20 protein-coding genes are annotated in these 19689 nt (G+C 68.3%); 11 read left to right on the top strand and 9 right to left on the bottom strand.

Translation table 11 applies throughout. The annotated features are described in order from the left end of the window. Window positions 1–93 precede the first annotated feature (93 nt). Window positions 94–1044: a FecR family protein gene (locus J2S73_RS03470; protein WP_306884023.1), complete on the bottom strand. Its 951-nt coding sequence runs from the start codon at window positions 1042–1044 to the stop codon at window positions 94–96. A gap of 254 nt (window positions 1045–1298) precedes the next feature. Here J2S73_RS03470 and J2S73_RS03465 point away from each other — a divergent pair, with 254 nt between their 5' ends. Then, complete coding sequence (locus J2S73_RS03465; protein WP_306884022.1) at window positions 1299–2471, top strand: tetratricopeptide repeat protein; 1173 nt, start codon at window positions 1299–1301, stop codon at window positions 2469–2471. Window positions 2472–2639: 168 nt separating this feature from the next. Further along, a complete protein-coding gene (locus tag J2S73_RS03460) occupies window positions 2640–4865 on the top strand; it encodes a CHASE2 domain-containing protein (RefSeq protein WP_306884021.1) in 2226 nt (741 codons plus the stop codon). A 30-nt stretch (window positions 4866–4895) separates the two neighbouring features. On the opposite strand, the gene J2S73_RS03455 is transcribed toward J2S73_RS03460, so the two are convergent. Next, window positions 4896–5684, bottom strand: a complete 789-nt coding sequence (locus J2S73_RS03455) for an SDR family NAD(P)-dependent oxidoreductase (RefSeq protein WP_306884020.1) — start codon at window positions 5682–5684, stop codon at window positions 4896–4898. A 268-nt stretch (window positions 5685–5952) separates the two neighbouring features. After that, window positions 5953–7875, bottom strand: a complete 1923-nt coding sequence (locus J2S73_RS03450; protein WP_306884019.1) for a propionyl-CoA synthetase — start codon at window positions 7873–7875, stop codon at window positions 5953–5955. A gap of 164 nt (window positions 7876–8039) precedes the next feature. Here J2S73_RS03450 and J2S73_RS03445 point away from each other — a divergent pair, with 164 nt between their 5' ends. Then, on the top strand, window positions 8040–8804 hold the full coding sequence (locus J2S73_RS03445) for a sulfite exporter TauE/SafE family protein (protein WP_306884018.1): 765 nt from the start codon (window positions 8040–8042) through the stop codon (window positions 8802–8804). A 111-nt stretch (window positions 8805–8915) separates the two neighbouring features. Here J2S73_RS03445 and J2S73_RS03440 read toward each other — a convergent pair whose 3' ends face one another. Continuing rightward, window positions 8916–9113 carry a YdcH family protein gene (locus J2S73_RS03440; protein WP_306884017.1) on the bottom strand — a complete coding sequence of 66 codons (198 nt, stop codon included), beginning with the start codon at window positions 9111–9113 and terminating at the stop codon, window positions 8916–8918. A 211-nt stretch (window positions 9114–9324) separates the two neighbouring features. On the opposite strand from J2S73_RS03440, the gene J2S73_RS03435 reads away from it, so the two are divergent. From J2S73_RS03435 to J2S73_RS03415, 5 genes are all read left to right on the top strand, one after another. After that, complete coding sequence (locus J2S73_RS03435) at window positions 9325–9531, top strand: YdcH family protein (protein WP_306884016.1); 207 nt, start codon at window positions 9325–9327, stop codon at window positions 9529–9531. A 139-nt stretch (window positions 9532–9670) separates the two neighbouring features. Beyond that, window positions 9671–10168 (top strand): 5-(carboxyamino)imidazole ribonucleotide mutase, encoded by a 498-nt coding sequence (gene purE, locus J2S73_RS03430; RefSeq protein ID WP_306884015.1) that lies wholly within the window; start codon window positions 9671–9673, stop codon window positions 10166–10168. Continuing rightward, window positions 10161–11261, top strand: a complete 1101-nt coding sequence (locus J2S73_RS03425) for a 5-(carboxyamino)imidazole ribonucleotide synthase (RefSeq protein ID WP_306884014.1) — start codon at window positions 10161–10163, stop codon at window positions 11259–11261. Before purE ends, J2S73_RS03425 begins: the two co-directional genes overlap by 8 nt. A 229-nt stretch (window positions 11262–11490) precedes the next feature. After that, window positions 11491–11769, top strand: a complete 279-nt coding sequence (gene rpsU, locus J2S73_RS03420; RefSeq protein WP_306884937.1) for a 30S ribosomal protein S21 — start codon at window positions 11491–11493, stop codon at window positions 11767–11769. 196 nt (window positions 11770–11965) lie between these two features. Beyond that, window positions 11966–12835, top strand: a complete 870-nt coding sequence (locus tag J2S73_RS03415; RefSeq protein WP_306884013.1) for a tetratricopeptide repeat protein — start codon at window positions 11966–11968, stop codon at window positions 12833–12835. Between the two features lie 237 nt (window positions 12836–13072). On the opposite strand, the gene J2S73_RS03410 is transcribed toward J2S73_RS03415, so the two are convergent. Next, a complete protein-coding gene (locus J2S73_RS03410; protein WP_306884012.1) occupies window positions 13073–13978 on the bottom strand; it encodes a branched-chain amino acid aminotransferase in 906 nt (301 codons plus the stop codon). 221 nt (window positions 13979–14199) lie between these two features. Here J2S73_RS03410 and J2S73_RS03405 point away from each other — a divergent pair, with 221 nt between their 5' ends. Genes J2S73_RS03405 through J2S73_RS03395 form a run of 3 tightly spaced genes read left to right on the top strand, consistent with a single transcriptional unit; the run spans window position 14200 to window position 16880 of the window. After that, window positions 14200–14736, top strand: a complete 537-nt coding sequence (locus J2S73_RS03405; RefSeq protein WP_306884011.1) for a MarR family winged helix-turn-helix transcriptional regulator — start codon at window positions 14200–14202, stop codon at window positions 14734–14736. Further along, window positions 14733–15440 carry a response regulator gene (locus J2S73_RS03400; RefSeq protein WP_306884010.1) on the top strand — a complete coding sequence of 236 codons (708 nt, stop codon included), beginning with the start codon at window positions 14733–14735 and terminating at the stop codon, window positions 15438–15440. The genes J2S73_RS03405 and J2S73_RS03400 overlap by 4 nt, the downstream gene beginning before the upstream one ends. Before the next feature lie 39 nt (window positions 15441–15479). After that, a complete protein-coding gene (locus J2S73_RS03395) occupies window positions 15480–16880 on the top strand; it encodes an ATP-binding protein (protein ID WP_306884009.1) in 1401 nt (466 codons plus the stop codon). A gap of 84 nt (window positions 16881–16964) precedes the next feature. On the opposite strand, the gene J2S73_RS03390 is transcribed toward J2S73_RS03395, so the two are convergent. From J2S73_RS03390 to J2S73_RS03375, 4 genes are all read right to left on the bottom strand, one after another. After that, window positions 16965–17324: a tRNA-binding protein gene (locus tag J2S73_RS03390; RefSeq protein WP_306884008.1), complete on the bottom strand. Its 360-nt coding sequence runs from the start codon at window positions 17322–17324 to the stop codon at window positions 16965–16967. Between the two features lie 111 nt (window positions 17325–17435). After that, window positions 17436–18107 carry a TetR/AcrR family transcriptional regulator gene (locus J2S73_RS03385; RefSeq protein WP_306884007.1) on the bottom strand — a complete coding sequence of 224 codons (672 nt, stop codon included), beginning with the start codon at window positions 18105–18107 and terminating at the stop codon, window positions 17436–17438. Window positions 18108–18203: 96 nt separating this feature from the next. Continuing rightward, window positions 18204–19019 carry a pyrroline-5-carboxylate reductase gene (proC, locus tag J2S73_RS03380; protein ID WP_306884006.1) on the bottom strand — a complete coding sequence of 272 codons (816 nt, stop codon included), beginning with the start codon at window positions 19017–19019 and terminating at the stop codon, window positions 18204–18206. Next, window positions 19016–19516 carry a type III secretion system chaperone family protein gene (locus J2S73_RS03375; protein WP_306884005.1) on the bottom strand — a complete coding sequence of 167 codons (501 nt, stop codon included), beginning with the start codon at window positions 19514–19516 and terminating at the stop codon, window positions 19016–19018. The genes proC and J2S73_RS03375 overlap by 4 nt, the downstream gene beginning before the upstream one ends. Window positions 19517–19689: the final 173 nt, after the last annotated feature.

The raw sequence follows: 19689 nt of genomic DNA, 5'->3' as shown, positions 1-19689 counted from the left end.
CTCGCCCCTCAACATGGGACGGATCACTGCGGTGCGCAATCGCGCGCCCGCGGGAGTGCTTGCGCGCCCGCGTATCCGGTCCCCTGTCCCGCGTCAGAAATTCACGTTGACCGACGGGGTGGCGCTCGGGGTGGTCGGGGTCGCGGCCGGTTCCGCTGCCGGCTCGGCCTGGGGCTCCGGCTCCGGGGCCGGCTCGGGGGCCGGTTCCGGCTCCGGCTCGGGGACGGGTTCCGGCTCCGGCGTCGGTTCGGGCGTGGGCTCCGGCTCGGGCTCGGGCACCGGTTCCGGCTCGGGCGGCACGTAGTTGTCGATGGCATCGCGCCGGTTGAGCTGGTCGACGTCGTTGCGCGCCGGATCGTCCACATAGCGCGGCAGGTCGTCGATCTGCATGTGCCAGCCATAGAGCGGGAACGAGACCGGCCCGAGCACCCGCCGCAGGCTGCCGTCCCACCGCTTCGGCCCCGTAATACGCGCGCCCGGGAAAATCTGCAGATAGGTCCCCGGCCGGACCAGCCCGACGCAGCGCGACCCGGCGCAGACGTTGCTCGCGCCCTCCTCAAGGATCACGATCACGAAGCCCGGCCGCACGAAAATGTCCAGGATGGTGCCCCGGACGCCGATCGTCGCCACGGGAGTCTGGATTGTGTAGGACTGCGGCCGGGACGACCCCGAGACGAACCGCAGCGCGCCCCGGGTGATCTCGACGGTGACGTCGCTCGCCTGGCCGCTGCCGTCATAGACGAACCGGTCGAGCATCACCGCCGACTGGGGTCCGATGTTGAGGCTCGTCTCGTCCAGGAACAGGATCTGGGTGTTGGACTTGGCGCCGGTTGTGACCGTCTCGTCGCGGAACACGCCGCTGCCGACCGACAGGCTCCGCACGGAGCCGCCGGCATTGCCGGTCACCTGCCGCACCACCGTGGAGCTGACGCCGATCTCGTCGGGCTGCGCCGCCGCGCCGCTTGCCCCGGCCGCAACCAGCGCGATTGCGGCCAGCAACGGCGTGCATACCCGGGCGCAGATGATCTGAAGCGCGCTGAACATTGCCGCGGCTCTCCCGAATTCAGCCACCGGGCCATGCCGTCCCGCGCGGCCCGAACCTTCCCCAATCGCAGCTTTATTGCAGTTCTGCCGTCGATTTCGTGTGATTTGGACCACAATGCGTGGTTTCCGTGCGGTCAGGCAACACGGAAACAGGTGCATCCGCCAAAAAAACCATCTAGGTTTGCATCCGATCGTCGACATGATGCCGACCCGAAGCGATTCGCTGGGCCGCAGCCGCACGGATCTCGTTGCGAATGACCATTCGACCCGGGACCATTCTTCGGACGCTTGCCGTGTCGGTGGCACTGGTCGCGTCGGTCGCACTTGGCACATGGAGTGCGTCCGCCCTTGCCGCTCCGACCCCGGACGCAGGCCTCCGCACGCTCTTCCGCGCCGTTCTCGCCAACCCGTCCGACCTCGAGGCGAACCTCGCCTATGCCCGGGCCGCCGAACGCGCCGGTGAACGGCGCAAGGCGCTGGCCACCTACGAGCGCATCCTGCTCAATCATCCCGGCAACGCCGAGGCCCGCACGGCGCTGGCCCGCATCCGGCGCGCGGTCGAGCCGGCCTGGACCAATGTCACCCTGTCCACGGGTGTCGGCTACAACTCCAACCCGCTTCAGCGTCCCGACAGCGCCAGCCGGCCCGGCAGCGTGTTCGGCCTGATCGATGCACGCTTCCGCGACGAGCGCCCGCTCGGCTGGTGGCGCTGGCGCACGGAGCTGTTCGGCGGCGGCAGTCTCTACGACAAGACCGACCAGATGAACTCCGGCTATGTCGGCGGCGTGATCGGCCCGCTCGTGCCGGCTGCCGGCTACGGCGCGATCCGTCCGCTGGTCATCGGCGGCTACCGCTGGCTCGACGGCACCGACCTCTACGGCGAGATCGGCGGCGGGCTGGAATTCGAGGGCCGCTTCCAGGGCGCCCTCCAGGCGGTGCGGCTGGCTGCCGTCTGGCGCGACTACGGCCAGGACTGGTCGTCGGATTCCGGCGCCGTGATCGACCTGTCCGCGCGCCTCTCCCGGCCCGCCCTGTTCCTCGACAACGACGCCCTGTTCTTCCGGCCGCGGGTGCGCTGGTCGGATGTGGGCTCCGACCCGGTTCCCTTCCTGCCGACCCAGTTCGAGGCGGGCAAGTACTGGGAAGTCGGCGGGCGGCTCGACTACCGGATCGCCTGGACCGACATCATCACCACCGGCCTCGGCCTCAGCCTCTATCAGCGCTGGTTCGCCGACCCGGCAACAGCCGGCGCCGACAACCGAGTCGACACCTACGTCGCCCCGGGGGCCAACCTCACCCTGTCGAACCTGATGACCGATTCCGTCGATCTGCGCTTCGACTATGTCTACCAGTACCAGAGTTCCAACGATGCCGCCCGCGAGTTCGATGCGCATCTGGTCACCGGACGCATCATCGGCCGGTTCTGACCGGCCCCGGATCGCGGCCATGGAGGACAGGTCCCACGCGCCGGCCGGCGCCCTTTCCAGCGATCGCGTCGCGCCCTCTATCCGTCTCGGGATCACACCACCGACCTTCTCCGGAAGGGTCCGGACCGGAGCGGGTCGGCGGCCCCGACGCTCCCGGCACGGCCCGGCATGAGACCGATCCGTGGACCCCGCCGGCGGCGCGCGCGCAGGACCCGGTTCGGCGTGGCGGTGGTGGCGGCCGCGATCGTGGTCGCCGGCCTGGCGCTGCGCACCGCCGACCCGTCCGCCCTTCTCCAGCTCCGCAACCTCGCCTTCGACGAATACCAGCGCCTCTCCCCGCGCACGCCCGATCCCGACGTGCCGGTCCGGGTCGTCGCCATCGACGAAGCCTCGCTCGCCGAACTCGGCCAGTGGCCCTGGCCGCGCACCGTGATCGCGGAGATCGTGGGCCAGCTCCGGGACGCCGGAGCCGCCGCCGTCGCCGTGGACCTCGCCTTCTCCGAGACCGATCGGGCCGACCCGCGCAGCGCCCTGACCTCCCTGCCCGACGGCCCCGCCCGCCGGGAGCTTCTGGCCAGCCTCGGCGACACAAGCAGCGACCGGCGTCTCGCCGACGACCTGGCCACCATGCCGGCGGTGCTCGGCCTCATCCTCACGAACGAGACCGGCGGCGGACCCGTCCCGGTCAAGAGCGGCTTCGCCAGCGCCGGCGATCCACCGGAGCCGTACCTTCCGGCCTTCACCGGCGTGACCGCCCCGATCGCCCCGCTGAGGGACGCAGCCGCCGGTCTCGGCGCCATGAACTGGATCCCGGACCGGGACCAGATCGTGCGAAAGGTGCCGCTGCTGTTCGATGTGCGCGACGCCGTCGTGCCGTCGCTGGCGGCCGAAGCCCTGCGCGTTGCCCAGGGAGCCTCCACCATCGTGGTCCGCGCGTCGAATGCCAGCGGGCAGACCGCCTTCGGTGCCCGGAGCGGCATCAACGCGGTGAAAATAGGCGCGGTCGCCATCGAGACCGACGCCCGGGGTGCCGTCCGGGTCCACTACCGGGCGAGCGACCCGTCCCGGTTCCTGTCGGCGGCGGATGTCCTTGCCGGCAGGATCGACCCCGACGCCGTCGCGGGTCGGATCGTCCTCATCGGCGCGACGGCGCCCGGTCTCCTGGACCTCAGAGCCACGCCGATCGATCCCGCGGTGCCGGGCGTCGAGATCCACGCCCAGCTTCTCGAACACGTCCTGTCCGGGGCGCGTCTCGTCCATCCCGACTGGGCGTCCGGGCTCGAGATCGTCGCTTTCGTCGCGCTCGCGATCCTGATCGCGACCGCCACCGGCCTGCTGCCGGTGCGCTTCAGCGTCGGCTTGGGGCTGGTCGTCATCTGCGCCTGGATCGCGGCCAGCTGGGTAGCCTTTTCCCGTGCCGGCCTCCTTCTGGACCCGACCTTTCCCGCGCTCGGTGCGGCCGCCGTGCTGTTCGCCACCACCGGCTATGTCGGCATCCGCGAGGAGCGCGACCGGCGCCAGATTCGCTCGGCGTTCGGGCGCTACGTCGCCCCGGGGCTTGTCGAGGAACTCGTCCGCGATCCCGAAAAGCTGAAGCTCGGCGGCGAGATCAAGGAGATGACGATCCTGTTCACCGACATGCGCGGCTTCACCACCGTCTCGGAAGGCATGGACGCCGAACGCCTCACCGCCTTCGTCAACGCCTTCCTCACCCCGCTGACCGACAGCGTGCTCGCCCACCGGGGAACCATCGACAAATATATCGGCGACGCGGTCATGGCGTTCTGGAACGCGCCCCTCGACGATCCCGATCATGCCCGCAACGCCTGCCGGGCCGCCCTCGCCATGCTGGAGGCGATCGCCGCCTTCAACCGGCGCGACCACGGCCATCCCCCGATCGCCATCGGCATCGGCCTCAACACCGGCGAATGCTGCGTCGGCAATCTCGGATCGGACCGCCGGTTCGACTATTCCGTCATCGGCGACGACGTGAACATCGCCTCGCGGCTGGAGGGCCAGACCAAGGCCTACGGCGTGCCGATCATCATCGGCGAACGCACCGCTGCGGCCGTCCCGGACCTGGCGCTCGTCGAATTCGACCGGGTGCGGGTGAAAGGAAAGAAACGGCCGATCAGCCTGTTTGGCCTGTTCGGCGACGCCGACCACGCCGGCGATCCGGCCTTTCTGGCCATCAGGGCGGCCATGGATACGCTCACCGACGCCTATCGCGCCGGCCGCTTCGACGACGCCGCCGCAGCGCTCGACCGGCTGGAGCAGGCCGACGACGGGCGATTTGCCACCATCGTCGCGCTCTACCGCGAGCGGCTCCTGATCCACGGCGGCAGCCCGGCGCCTGAGGGCTGGACCGGAGTCCACGATCTGGAGACCAAATGAGCGGCCGCGCCATCCGGCGGCCGGCGATGGTCAGTCCTCGACCGGCACCAGATAGTTCAGCGGCAGGCGTCCGCCGTCGGCGTAGATCGTCTGCCCGGTGACGTAGCTGGCATCCTCGGAGGCGAGGAAGGCGACCACCGCGGCGATTTCCGACGGATCGCCGAGGCGGCCCAGCGGGGTCCGCGACAGCATCGTGCGGTTCGCGTTCGGATCCTCTCGGGCGACCTTCTTCAGCATCTCCGTCGCGATCGAGCCCGGACCCACGGCGTTCACGCGGATCCCGTAGGGCGCCAGCGAGATCGCCGCCGCCTTGGTGAGCTGGCTGATGCCGCCCTTGGAGATCGAATAGGGCACCTGGTTGGGCAGCGCGAACACCGCGTTGATGCTCGACATGTTGATGATCGATCCCGGCGCCGCCCCCGCCTCGACCCGTTCGACCATGTGCCGGGCCACGGCCTGGGCCACCAGGAACGCGCCCTTGAGGTTCACGCGCAGGACCCGGTCGAAATCCTCTTCCTCGACCTCGAGGAAATCCGCCCCGTGGACGATGCCGGCATTGTTGACCAGCACGTCGATCTGGCCGTGGGCGTCGAGCGTCGCCGCGATCAGATTGCGGACGTCGAGCCGCTCGCCCACGTCGCAGACGATCGGCAGCACGTCGCCGAGCGGGGACAGCTCGCCGGCGGCCTTTTCGACCAGGTCGTCCTCAATGTCGGCTATGACGACCTTGGCACCATCGTTGAGAAGGCGGCGGGCGACGGCATAGCCGATCCCGCGAGCGCCGCCGGTGACGATCGCGACCTTGTTCTGGAGAAGCATGGTTCGAGCAGGTTCCTTCGCGCGCGGGCTCTCGATGGCGCCCGAGTGGGACGGAGGGCGATGTCGGCGCCCGCCGGTCGGACGGGCGCGGTTGCCGGCTACGTTGCCGGAAGCGGCGTCGCGGTTCAATCGCCCGTTCGCACCGCTCCCCGGTTTCGGGTCTGCTCACGAGCATTTCCAGGCGAAGCGGGAGCCGGTTCGCCGCCCGGAAATGCGTCAAAACGAAGGGTTAGAGGCGATCGGCGCTTCCGTGACGCGGTGAAAGGCCCTATCCGGCTGCCTGCCGGCCGACGCCGCGCTGGCGGATCGCCGCGTCGATCTCGTCCAGGATCGCCGGATCGTCGATGGTCGCGGGCATACGGTAGGTTTCACCGTCGGCGATGGCCCGCATCGTGCCGCGCAGGATCTTGCCCGACCGGGTCTTGGGCAGCCGCTCCACGGTGACCACGAGCTTGAGGGCCGCGACAGGTCCGATCTGGTCGCGGATCCGCTTGACCAGCTCCTGCTCGATCTCGCCGTGGGACTGGGTGACGCCCGATTTCAGCACGATGAAGCCGCACGGGACCTGGCCCTTGAGCGAGTCGGTGACGCCGATGACGGCGCACTCGGCGACGGCCGGATGGCCGGAGATCACCTCCTCCATCGCCCCCGTCGACAGGCGATGGCCGGCCACGTTGATGATGTCGTCGGTGCGCGACATGATGAACAGATAGCCGTCCTCGTCGACATAGCCCGCGTCGGCCGTCTGGTAGTAGCCAGGGAACGTCTCCAGATAGGCGCGCCGGAAGCGGGCATCGTCGCCCCACAGCGTCGGCAGGCAGCCCGGCGGGAGCGGCAGCTTGACCACGATGTTGCCGAGATCGCCGGCCGCGACCGGCTGTCCGCCTTCGTCCACCACCTGGATGTCGTAGCCGGGCATCGCCACCGTCGGCGAGCCGAGCTTCACCGGAAGCAGCTCGATGCCCACCGGGTTCGCCGCGATCGCCCAGCCGGTCTCCGTCTGCCACCAGTGATCGATCACCGGCACGCCGAGCGCGCGCTCGGCCCACTGGATGGAATCCGGATCGGCCCGTTCGCCGGCCAGAAAAAGCGTTCGGAACGACGTCAGATTGTAGTCGGCCGCGAGCTTGCCGTCGGGATCCTCCTTCTTGATCGCGCGGAGTGCCGTGGGCGCGGTGAACAGGGCGGCGACATTGTGCTCGGAGGCGACCCGCCAGAAGGTGCCGGCGTCGGGCGTGCCCACCGGCTTGCCCTCGAACAGGACGGTCGTGCAGCCGCACAGCAGCGGCGCGTAGACGATGTAGGAATGGCCGACCACCCAGCCGACGTCGGACGCCGCCCAGAACACCTCGCCCGGCTCGACGCCGTAGACGTTCTTCATGGTCCAGGCGAGCGCCACCATGTGCCCGCCGGTGTCGCGGACCACACCCTTCGGCTGGCCGGTGGTTCCGGACGTGTAGAGGATGTAGAGGGGATCGGTGGCCGCCACCGGAACGCACGGCACTTCCCGGTGCCGCACTTCGGCATCTTCAACGAGCGTGTTGAGTTCGTGATCGTGGGGCTGGTCCAGGTCCGCCCGATGCTCCTCGCGCTGCCAGACCAGCACGGCGTCCGGCTTGTGGGTCGCCTCCGCGACCGCGGCATCCACCAGCGGCTTGTAGGCCACCACCCGGCCCGGCTCCAGCCCGCAGGACGCGCAGACGATCAGCTTCGGCGTGCTGTCGTTGATCCGGGTGGCCAGTTCGTGGGCCGCGAAGCCACCGAACACCACGGAATGGATGGCGCCGATCCGCGCGCAGGCGAGCATCGCAATCAGCGCTTCCGGGATCATCGGCATGTAGAGGATGACGCGGTCGCCCTTCTGGACGCCCTTGTCGAGGAACACCGCCGCCATCGCCTCGACGTCGCGCTTCAGCTCGGCGTAGGTGATCGTCCGCTTCTTTCCGCTGATCGGGGAATCGTAGATCACCGCGGCCTGCCCCGGCCGTCCGCGCTCGACGTGCCGGTCGACGCAGTTGTAGCAGGTGTTGCCGGCGGCATCGGGGAACCAGCGGCCATAGGCGCCCGCGTCGGGATCGAAGGCCCGGGTCGGCGGCGTGGTCCAATCGATCGCATCCGCCGCGTCCATCCAGAACCCGTCCGGATCCGCTTTCCAGGCGTCGTAGACCGAGCTGTAGCTTTGTTTTGTCATGGCGTCCTCCCGAGACCGTTCCGCCCGTTGTCAGGATCGGTTAGACCGATGCCCGCCGACAAGTCGCGCGCGGCGCGTTCCCCGTCGTTTGCACGACGACGCCCTCCCGCGCTTTGCCGAATGTCAAACGCAACACCAAGGTGCCTCTCCGGCAAGCGGTTTTCATGATCACCGACCCGACATTCTACCTGTTCGCGATCCCGGCGGTCATTCTGGTCGGGATTTCCAAGGGCGGGTTCGGAGGCTCCATCGCCATTCTCGGCGTGCCGCTGATGGCGCTCGCGATCTCGCCGATCCGGGCGGCGGGCATCATGCTGCCCATCCTCATCGTGATGGATCTGATCGCCGTGGCCTCCTACCGGCGGACCTTCGACGTCACGGTTCTGGCGATGACGCTGCCTGGCGCGCTCGTCGGCGTCGGCCTCGGCTATCTGCTGGCGGCTTACGTGGACGAGGCGATGGTGCGGCTCATCATCGGCTCCGTGGCGGTCCTGTTCTCGCTGGACCACTGGGGCCGGAAATATCTGCGCCGGCAGCCGGACGGGCCCCGGGGGCATAGCCCGGTCAAGGGGACGCTCTGGGGCCTGGTCGCCGGCTTCACCAGCTTCGTCAGCCACGCCGGCGGCCCGCCCTATCAGATGTACACCCTACCGCTCGGACTGGAGAAACGGGTGTTCGCCGGCACCGGCGTCTATTTCTTCTTCACCCTCAACGCGGCGAAGCTCGTGCCTTATTTCGCGCTCGGCCAGTTCTCCGGACGCAACCTGGCGACGTCCGCCACGCTGCTGCCGGTTGCCGTGCTGGCCACGCTGTTCGGGGTCTGGCTGGTGCGGATCGTGCCGCAGCAGCTGTTCTTCCGGGTGATCTACGTGTTCGTCTTCGTGATCGGCCTGAAGCTGATGTGGGACGGCATCGCCGGCCTCGTCTGAGCGCCAGCGCCGTCCCGAATCACGTCGCCCGGCGGGCGAACGGGACCCGCCGGGTCAAACGCTCGTCATGTCAGGGAAGGACCGGGCCGCGCCGGTCCGGCCGGCTCTCCGTCAGCCTCTGCCGCTGGCCATGGCATGGCCGTTGGGCTGTCGGAGGCGTTCGATCTCGTCCTTGAGTGCCAGTTTGCGCCGCTTGATGTCGGCCACCGTGAGGTCATCGGTTGCCGGCTGCATCATCGCCGTGTGGAGTTCCTGTTCCAGCGCCGCATGGCGACGCTCCAGCTCGGCAACATGCGCATCAATCGTCATCGCAAACCTCCTGGAACAAACACGTTCATAGGTCGGGCAAGGAAGCCGGAGCCTCCTCTTACTGATTTGGGTCTCGCGAGGCGGCACAGAAAGGGTTCGCCGGCAAAAAACCGCCGGCATCGATCCGCCGCTCTCCCGACCCTCGGCGAAGCATGCTATAGAACCTCGCAGAAAATGTGATTTTAACTGGCGCGGCGGGAGTGTGTCGGCCATGGGCGAACAGGACGCCGAGGCGGCGTATCAGGAACTGATGCGCCTCAGGGAGGAGCATCGGGATCTCGACGTGGCGATCGCCGCACTTTCCATGCCCGGCGCGGGCGACCAGTTGCAGATCCAGCGCCTGAAGAAGCGCAAGTTGCAGCTCAAGGACCGCATTCACTACCTCGAAGACGTCATCCTCCCCGACATCATCGCCTGACCGACATCCCCAAGTTGCTCTTGCGCCCCGCCGCGAGCTTCGCTAATGGGCGCGCTTTCCGTTGCCCGGGCCGTCATTCGCCGGTCATGAACGATCGGCAGCGGAGAGCGGTTGAACGCCACGAGAGGAGCCCGCCGCCATGGCCTCACCCGCGCCGCCGGTCGCGGTCATCATGGGAAGCCAGTCCGACTGGAGCACCATGCGCCATTCCACCGACACCCTCGACGCGCTCGGTGTCGGCTATGACGCCCGCATCGTCTCGGCGCACCGGACGCCGGAGCGGATGGTCGACTTCGCCAAGTCGGCGCGCGAGCGCGGCGTCAAGGTCATCATCGCCGGCGCCGGCGGCGCCGCGCACCTTCCTGGTATGACGGCCGCGCTGACAACGCTCCCGGTCTTCGGGGTGCCCGTGGAAAGCCGCGCCCTGTCCGGCCAGGACAGCCTGCTGTCCATCGTGCAGATGCCTGCCGGCGTCCCGGTCGGCACGCTGGCCATCGGCCGCGCCGGCGCGGTCAACGCCGCCCTTCTCGCCGCCTCCGTCCTGGCGCTCTCCGACGACGCCCTCGCCGCCCGCCTCGCCGAATGGCGCGCCGAGCAGAGTGCGGCCGTCGCCGAGCATCCCGTCCGCGATGAGTGACCTCTCCCCCGCCGCCCTTTCGCCCGGCGGCACCATCGGCATTCTCGGCGGCGGCCAGCTCGGCCGCATGATCGCGCTCGCCGCGGGACCGCTCGGCCTCGACTGCCATGTCTTCTGTCCCGATCCCGACAGCCCCGCCTTCCGGGTCGCGGCCCGCCACACCGTCGCCGAGTACACCGATACCGAGGCGCTGAAGGCCTTCGCCGAGAGCGTCGACGTGGTCACCTACGAATTCGAGAACGTGCCGGCCGAAACGCTGGAGCTGATCGCGCCGCACGCCCCGATCCGGCCCGGCGCGAAGTCGCTTGCCGTCTCCCAGGACCGGCTCTCGGAGCGCCGCTTCCTGGCAGAGATCGGCGTGCCGACCGCCGCCCATGCCCGCGTCGACGGCGAAGACGACATCGTCGCGGGTCTGGAGACGACCGGTGCCCCCGCGATCCTCAAGACCCGCCGCTTCGGCTATGACGGCAAGGGCCAGACCACGGTCCGCGACGCCTCCGATGCGGAACGGGCCTTTGCCGCCATCGGCGGCCAGCCGGCGATCCTGGAGGAGCGCATCGACTTCCGGATCGAGTGCTCGGTGGTGGTGGCACGCTCCGAGGACGGCCAGGCGGTCGTCTACGACATCGCGGAAAACCGCCATGAGAACCACATCCTGAAAATCAGCCGGGTTCCGGCGGACATCGAGCCGCGCACCGCCCAGGAAGCCGCCGAGATCGGGATCAAGACCGCCGACGCCCTCGGCCATGTGGGGGTCGTCGCGGTGGAACTGTTCGTGGTCGGCAGCGGCGACGACGAACGCCTCATCGCCAACGAGATCGCGCCGCGCGTCCACAACTCCGGGCACTGGACCCAGGACGGGACCGCCGCATCCCAGTTCGAGAATCACGTCCGTGCCGTCGCCGGCTGGCCCCTGGTCGCCCCCCACCGGCACTTCGACGTGGAGATGGAGAATCTGATCGGCCATGACGTCGACCGCTGGCCGGACCTGGTTGCCGAAGCCGGCGCCCATCTCCATCTCTATGGCAAGCGGGACGTGCGGCCGGGGCGAAAAATGGGCCACGTCAACCGGGTCCGCCCCCGCGAACGATGAGCATTGCGGCGCCGGGGGCCGTGGACACGGCGTGCCGGATCTGATATGCACCGCGACCTGTTGGCAGATTGCCGAGGGTGTCCGTCGTTCCCTTTTGGAACGTGCGGCTGATTGTTTTTGTCCCCTGATTGCAGGTCGGATAGAGGCTGATTGGCGGCTTGGCCGTCGAATTGGCCGGGCCGGCGCATCGATCCCGGGATACAGGAATGCGCCGTTTCCGGTCGGAAAGATCCGGCGGAACGGCAGTCGAAACGAATTTTGGAATAGGCGAAAGCAGGGCAGATACGTGCAAGTTCTCGTTCGTGACAACAACGTCGACCAGGCTCTCAAGGCGCTGAAGAAGAAAATGCAGCGTGAAGGCATCTTCCGGGAAATGAAGATGCGCAACCACTACGAAAAGCCGTCTGAGAAGAAGGCGCGCGAGAAGGCGGAAGCCGTTCGCCGGGCGCGCAAGCTGGCACGCAAGCGGGCGCAGCGCGAAGGCCTCCTTCCGGGCAAGAAGCGCTAACGATCTGCCGGGCGGGACCTTGCGGCGAGCCGGTGCCAGTCCGGTCGCAGGCGCGGCACCGCCCTCCCCATCTGACATTGCCTCGATATCGGCGGACGTTGGTCCGCTCGATCACCGGTCTCGAAACGACTGGCGGACAGGCTGCCTCGATCCCGTGATGCACGCGGATCGGGCGATGGATGCGAAGAGGCGGAACATGGCATCGTCCCTCGAGAAAGCCATTGGCGGGCTCTCCCGCGGCGGACTGTTCGTGGCTGCGGCACTCACGCTGGCTGCCTGCCAGTCCGACGGGGCCGGCGTCTCCGGCGCGTCCAGCGTGCTCGACCCCCGGGCGGGGTCGGCGGTCAACATCCAGTCGCTGACCAGCGTCGTCGAGGCCAATCCCCAGGATCCGACCGCCTACAACATCCGCGGCACCGCCTACGGGCAGGCCGGCGACAACCGTCGGGCGATCGAGGACTTCAACACCGCCATCCAGCTCAATCCGCGCTATTATCAGGCCTACGCCAACCGGGCGCTGGTCTATCGGCGCATGGGCGAGCTGAACGCCGCGCTGAAGGACTACAACTCGGCGCTGGCCATCAATCCGAGCTACGACGTCGCCCTGATCGGGCGCGGTAACCTGTTCCGCCAGAACGGCGACGACGGTCGCGCGCTGCAGGATTTCAATTCGGCGATCCGGATCGATTCCTCCGATGCCCGCGCCTTCCACAACCGGGGTCTGATCTATCAGGCCCAGGGCCAGCATCAGCGGGCCATCGAGGACTTCGCCACGGCGATCGGCCTCGGCCCGAACAACCCCGAGCCCTATAACGGGCGCGGCGTTTCCTATCTGGCGCTGAACGACATCGACACCGCGCTCGACGACTTCAATCAGGCCCTCGCCCTCAACCGGTCCTATGCGGAAGCCTGGGCCAACCGCGGCCTCGCCCTGGAAGCCCAGGGCGACTACAACAAGGCCCGCGGCGCCTACAGCCGGGCGCTGACGCTGGAGGCCGGGTATCCGCCGGCCAAGGAAGGCATCCGCCGCATCGATTCCGGGAAGCCCCCGGTGTTGGGCGGCTAGAGCACTTTCTCGATCTGGTGAATCTGCGGCGTCTTCGGCTCGGACGGACCGGTCCGGGCAGCGGATCCATCCAACGACCCCACCCACATCCGGATGCAATCGGGCCCCTGAGGCCGGCGCGCCGCCGACGCGACCTTGCCGGCACCCGGACGTGAAAAACCCGCGGCCGGTGACCGCGGGTCTCAGGAGTGGGACAGCCGCCTTTCGGCAGCGGCCCTCAATCGAACATACGACCGATCAGCCGGCGGCCGCCATGGGCATGGTGGACGACTTCGGCTGGACCTCGTTCAGATAGTCGGCCATCAGCGTGCGCGTGATCTCGCCGACCTCGAACCGGTACGGACCGATCTCGGAGACCGGCGTCACTTCCGCGGCCGTTCCGGTCAGGAAGCACTCTTCCATGTCCGACATCTCTTCCGGCATGATGACGCGCTCGCGCACCTCGATGCCCCGCGCCTGCGCCAGCTTGATCACCGTGTCCCGGGTGATTCCGGCCAGGAAGCAGTCGGCCTTTGGCGTGTGCAGCACGCCGTCCTTCACGAAGAACACGTTCGCGCCGGTCGTCTCGGCGACATAGCCGCGCCAGTCCAGCATCAGCGCGTCGGCATAGCCGTTCGCCTCCGCGGCGTGCTTGGAGAGCGTGCAGATCATGTAGAGGCCGGCTGCCTTGGCCGTCGACGGCGCGGTCTGCGGGTCGGGCCGGCGGTACTTCGCCATGTCGAGACGGATGCCCTTGAGGCGCTCCGCCGGATCGAAATAGCTCGGCCACTCCCAGATCGCGATCGCCACGTTGATCGTGTTGTTCTGGGCCGACACGCCCATCATCTCGCTGCCGCGCCAGGCGACCGGGCGGACATAGGCGTCCACGAGGCCGGAGCGGGCAAGGAGGTCGCGCTGGGCCTGGTTCAGCTCTTCCGCGGTGTAGGGAATCTTGAAGCCGAGGATCTCGCCGGACTTGATCAGCCGCGCGGTATGGTCCTCCAGCCGGAAGATCTCGCCGCCATAGGCCCGCTCGCCTTCGAATACGCTGCTTCCGTAGTGAAGCCCGTGGGTGAGGACGTGAACCTTGGCATCCGACCACGGCACGTAGGCGCCGTTGAACCAGATCTCTCCGTCACGTTGGTCGAAGGGCACACCAGCCATGGTCGACTTCTCCTTGAGAGTATTGTTGTTTCCGACCAGGCACGAATATGACGTCGGCCGGACGGTCGGCTTTGCCTGACGATCGGAACCCCGCTAAGGTCACCGCCGAATATTGGCGGATTCGTGGTTGGGCAGCCTCCCTACCGCCCAAGAGCACCAATAGAAGGATTGTTACGTCAAGACGCCCCTTTACGTAACGATCGAAAACCCGATATGTCAATATGGCTGACATAATTTCTGCGAGTTTCGACTGCACCGTGCTCGACCGTGACCGCAACGCCGCCCCCGCCGATGCCGGGCTGCGCTATGATCTGATCGAACTGCTGTTCTTCGCCTATCGCGACTTCGTGGGCGAGGCGGATTCCGTTCTGGCGGAATACGGCTTCTGGCGTGCGCATCACCGGGTGCTGCATTTCGTCGACCGCAATCCCGGGATCCGCGTGGCCGAGCTTCTCGCCATCCTCAAGATCACCAAGCAGAGCCTGGGCCGGGTCCTCAAGGAGCTGGTCGACAAGGGCTTCATCGAACAGCGCCAGGGCGCCTCCGACCGGCGCCAGCGGCTGCTGCACACCACCGCCGAAGGCCACGCCCTCGCCTATCGCCTGTCGGAACTGCAGAACGCGCGGATCGCCGCGGCGCTGGCCAAGCTCGACCCGGAAGCCTCGGCCGCCGCACGCACCTTTCTGATCGAACTCGTCAACGCGGACGAACGGCCGGACGTGGAACGGCTCATCCGGGAGAAGGAACGCGCTTCGTGAGCACGACCCCCGTCCCCAGCGACGATGCCGCCCACCTTCTGATCGTCGATGACGACAGCCGGATCCGCAGCCTGCTGCACCGCTACCTGGCGGGCGAGGGCTACCGGGTCAGCGAGGCCGCCGACGCCGCCGAGGCCCGGCGCAAGCTCCAGACCTTCGCCTTCGACCTGGTCGTGCTCGACGTGATGATGCCCCACGAGAGCGGCTTCGATCTGATGCAGTCCTCCCTTGCCGGAAAGGACCTGCCGGTGATCATGCTCACGGCGCTGGGCGAGAGCGACAACCGTATCAACGGTCTGGAACTGGGCGCGGACGACTACATCACCAAGCCGTTCGAGCCCCGCGAGCTGGTGTTGCGGATCGCCCGGGTCCTGAAACGCAACGCCACCCAGAAGCAGTGGCACAGCAGCGTGGCGTTCGGCGAGTTCGTCTTCGACCTGGAGCGTGAGGAGTTGCGGACCGGCGAGACCACGGTCAGGCTGACCGACCGGGAGCGCATCCTTCTCAAGACCTTCGCCGAGCAGCCGGGCGAGACCATTCCGCGCCATCAGCTGGTGACGGAGGAGACCCGCACAAGCGAGCGGACCGTGGACGTCCAGATCAACCGGCTCAGGCGGAAGATCGAGGAAGACCCGGCGAACCCGCGCTATCTGCAGACCATCCGCGGCGTGGGCTACCGGCTGATGGCGGACCCGCGCGACTGACGCACCCAATACGCCCGTTCCGGCGTGCGCGAGCGACGAATGGCACCGATCGACGAAACCTCCCCCTCCCCCGAGCGCCCGTTGTGGCAGCGGGTGCTGCGTTCCGGCGGCCTGCCGCCGCCGGTCGGCCGCTGGCTGCGCCGGCAGATGCCGCGCCGGCTGTTCGCCCGCTCGCTGCTGATCGTCGTGGTGCCGATGATCCTGCTGCAGTCGGTGGTCGCGTTCGTGTTCATGAACCGGCACTGGCAGAACGTGACCAGCCGGCTTTCGGAGACGACGGCGGCCGAGGTGGCGACGCTCGCGACCCTGATCGAGCAGGCACCGAACGCGGCCGAGGTCCAGGAGATCGTGACCGCCGCCGCGGCCCACATGTTCGTGTCGGTGACGCTCGATCCCGACGCCAAGCTGCCGCCGCCGGCGCCGAAGCCCTATTTCTCGCTGCTCGACCGGACGCTCAGCGCCAGCATCCGCGACCAGGTCGGCCGGCCGTTCGCCCTCAAGATCATCAACGAGGCGAAGTTCGTCGAGATCGAGGTCAAGCTCGATGCCGGCATCCTCAAGGTGGTGGTCCGACGCAGCCAGGCCTACGCCACCAACTCCCACATCACCCTGGTCTGGATGGCCGGCACCTCGGTGGTCCTGATCGCCATTGCCGTCCTGTTCCTGCGCAACCAGATCCGGCCGATCCAGCGCCTTGCCGACGCCGCCGAAGGCTTCGGCCGGGGGCGCCCGGTCGAGGGGTTCCGTCCGCGCGGCGCCACAGAGGTCCGCCAGGCCTCCCGTGCCTTCATCGAGATGCGCCGGCGCATCGAACGGCAGATGGAGCAGCGCACGGCCATGCTGACCGGCGTCTCCCACGACCTCCGGACGATCCTGACACGCTTCAAGCTGGAGCTCGCCTTCCTGCCGGAGAACGAGGAAACCGACGCCCTGAAGAAGGACGTCGACGCCATGCAGGCCATGCTGGAGGACTATCTCGCCTTCGCCCGCACCGACATCGACGAAAGCTCCGACACGGTCGATCTGAAGGATCTGCTGGAGGACCTGGCGGCCGAAGGCCGCCGGCACGGCGCGACCACCAGCGTCGAATTCGAGGGCGAACGCTGGATCGAGGCCCGGCCGAACATGCTGAGGCGCGGCCTGCACAACCTGATCATCAACGCCGCCCGCTACGGCAAGACGGTGCACATTTCCGGCCGCAACATCGACGGCTGGGTCACCATCCTGATCGACGACGACGGACCCGGGATCCCGCCGGCTTCCCGCGAAGAGGTTTTCCGGCCGTTCTACCGGCTGGACACGGCCCGCAACCAGGACCTGGGCGGAACCGGTCTCGGGCTCGCGATTTCCCGCGACGCGATCCGCAGTCACGGCGGCGACATCGTGTTGAGCGAAGCCCCGCAGGGCGGTCTGCGCGCGCGCGTTCATCTGCCGGCCTGATTGCGCGAAATTCGGTGCGCGCAGCGCAGCGCGCAAAGGCGCGCAGTCAGCGGCTGGGACAGGACTGCCGGGCCGTGACGCACCTCAGTAGAGGCGGCTTCCGTCCGGCACGGGCTTGTCCGTTGCCGCCAGCACGACGTGGCCGTTCGCGTCGGCGATGCCCAGGGTCAGCACTTCCGAGCGCATCGGCCCGATCTGGCGGGGCGGGAAGTTCACCACCGCCAGCACCTGCCGGCCGACCAGGGTCTCCGGCGTATAGTGCTCGGTGATCTGGGCCGACGACTTCTTGCGGCCGATCTCGGCGCCGAAATCGATGACCAGCTTGATCGCCGGCTTGCGCGCCTCGGGGAACGGCTCGGCCTCCACGACGGTGCCCGCGCGGATGTCCACTTTCAGGAAATCGTCGAAGGTGATGGTTTCGGCCGGTCCGGTGGTCTCGGTCATGCGGGCTCTTTCCGTCGAAATGGCAGCGGACGGACCCGGCGCAATGGCCTGGATCCGTCCGGCTTCGGTGTGAGAATCGGATCGAAAGGGAACCTGCCCGAGGCCGCCGGGTCAAGCCGGCGAGGACGCCGCCCCGGCCGGATCCTCCGGATCGGCCTGCGCCGAGGCCGGACGCTCCCACCGCCGGCGCACGCCCCGGCGGATCGGCCGGCTGACCCGCTCCAGCCGCAGGAAGGACCGCTCGCCGCGGCGGAGTTCCTTGTCGAGGGCTGCCATGGTGCGGGGCAGCCCCGCATCCTCTTCCCGGAGAAAGACCCTGAGCACCCGCGCGAACGCGACCACCAGCCCCTGGGTTGCCGCAGCCCCCAGGAGACCCTTGATGTGAATTCCCGCCGACGTCAGCATCCAGCCCTGCGAAACCAGCGCCATGCGATTGAGCGAGGCGGCGAGCACCGGGTCGCGCCGGGCGGACGCGGCCAGCGAGCGCAGGGCCGGGCGGTACGGCTTCAGCGTATCGAGCCGGCGCATCAGGACGTCGAACAGGCGCTCCCTGGGCGGTTCGTCGCCCATATCCCCGTCGTCGCCCGCCAGCACGGTCTCGTCGATGTCCCGGACGAACGCCTCCAGGATCGCGACCTTGGTGTCGAACACCGAGCGCAGCACGGCGAGCGAGACCCCGGCTTCCGCGGCGATGTCGTCCAGCCCGATATCCTGCCAGTCCCGCGTCTCGAGGAGCGCGATCAGCGCGGAAACGATCGATTGGCGTTGACGCTTCGTGGCCATGGCGTTGCTCTCATCCACTGAAATCCGCCCGGCAGGTGCGCCGGACCGCTCGCCTGTTAGATAGGTCCGCGGGCGCGCAAGCCAAACCGCTTGGGATCAGCTGCCCAGCTCGCGAGCCCGTTTCGCGGCAGCGGCGACGGCCTTCACGAACAGCGACTGCATCGCCTGGTCGCCCATGAGCACGTCGAGGGCGGCGGCCGTGGTCCCGCCGGGCGACGTGACGTTCTGCCGCAACGTGGCCGCGTCGGCCGGGCTGTCGTCGAGGAGCGCGCCGGCACCGGTGACGGTCCCGCGGGCGATCCGCATGGCGAGATCCTCCGGCAGACCGGCCTGCAGACCGGCCTGGGCCAGACACTCGACCATGTGGAAGACATAGGCCGGCCCCGACCCGGAGACGGCCGTGGCGGCATCGATCAGGGCCTCGTCCTCGACCCATTCGACCATTCCGATCGCACCGAGCAGATCGGTTGCGGCCGCCCGCCCCTCCGCATCCACCGCGGGATTGGCGACGGCGACGGTCACGCCCCGGCCGATCTGGGACGGCGTGTTCGGGATGGTTCGGACCACCGGCCCGGGACCGAGCGCGGCCTCGAGCCGACCGATGGTGATGCCGGCCGCCACCGAGACGACGGTGGTCTCCTCGTCGCGCAGTCCGGTCAGCGGCGGCAGGACGTCATCCATCATCTGCGGCTTGACCGCCACGATGAGAACGCCCGCCTTCGTGTCGGCCGGGGCTTCGGTGGCGAGCGTCGCCCCCATCCGGTCGGCGATGTCCCGGACCTCGTCGGAGGGAGCCGGATCGATGACGATCACCGGCGCGTCCAGAGCCTTGCGGCCCCATCCGGCCAGCATGGCGCCGCCCATCTTGCCGGCGCCGACGAGGACGATGGGGCGGGACGATCCGCCGCTCATGCCTCGCCAACCGTTTCGAACAGCGCGGTGTCCAGGGCGTCGGCGGCCGACTTGCCGGCCCAGACCACGAACTGGAACGCCTGGTAGTGGCGTTCGCACATGTCGATCGCGTGGGTCAGGAGGCCCTCGATCTGGGAGGGCGTGGGGACCGAATCGCCGGAGAGAAGCTGGGCGTGGCGGAAGATGACCACGCCTTCCTTGCTCCACAGGTCGAAGTGGCCCAGCCAGAGCCGCTCGTTGACCATGGCCAGCAGACGGACAACCTCGGTGTGGCGCGGTTCGGTCACCTTGAGATCGAACGCGGCGGCCAGATGGAGAGCCTCGAACTCGTCCATCCAGGTGAACGAGACGTGATAGTCGCACCAGTGCCCGGCTGTGGAAATCGTGATCTCGTCGTCGCCGGACCTGTCGAACAGCCAATCGTTGGCGACGGCGATGTGTTCGATCTGGTCGACCGGGTTGCTGCCCCGATCCAATTCGATGTCGATGAACGTCATGATCGATCCTCGCGGTGCCGTTGGCGGGGGGAGACGAAGGCGGGGCGGCCTCCCGGGTAGGGGCGCGTTCAGGTCACATCGGCGGCGATACGCTGGCGCCAGCCCGCAACGGCTGTCAGCCGCGCAACGACACGCGAATCTCTATCTCCGCCAGTATACCTTCGCAAACGCCG

The organism is Amorphus orientalis (assembly GCF_030814015.1).
GTDB classification, from domain to species: Bacteria; Pseudomonadota; Alphaproteobacteria; order Rhizobiales; family Amorphaceae; genus Amorphus; species Amorphus orientalis.
The sequence above is the reverse complement of the archived record's forward strand: the minus strand, read 5'-3'. Positions and strand labels throughout refer to the sequence as shown.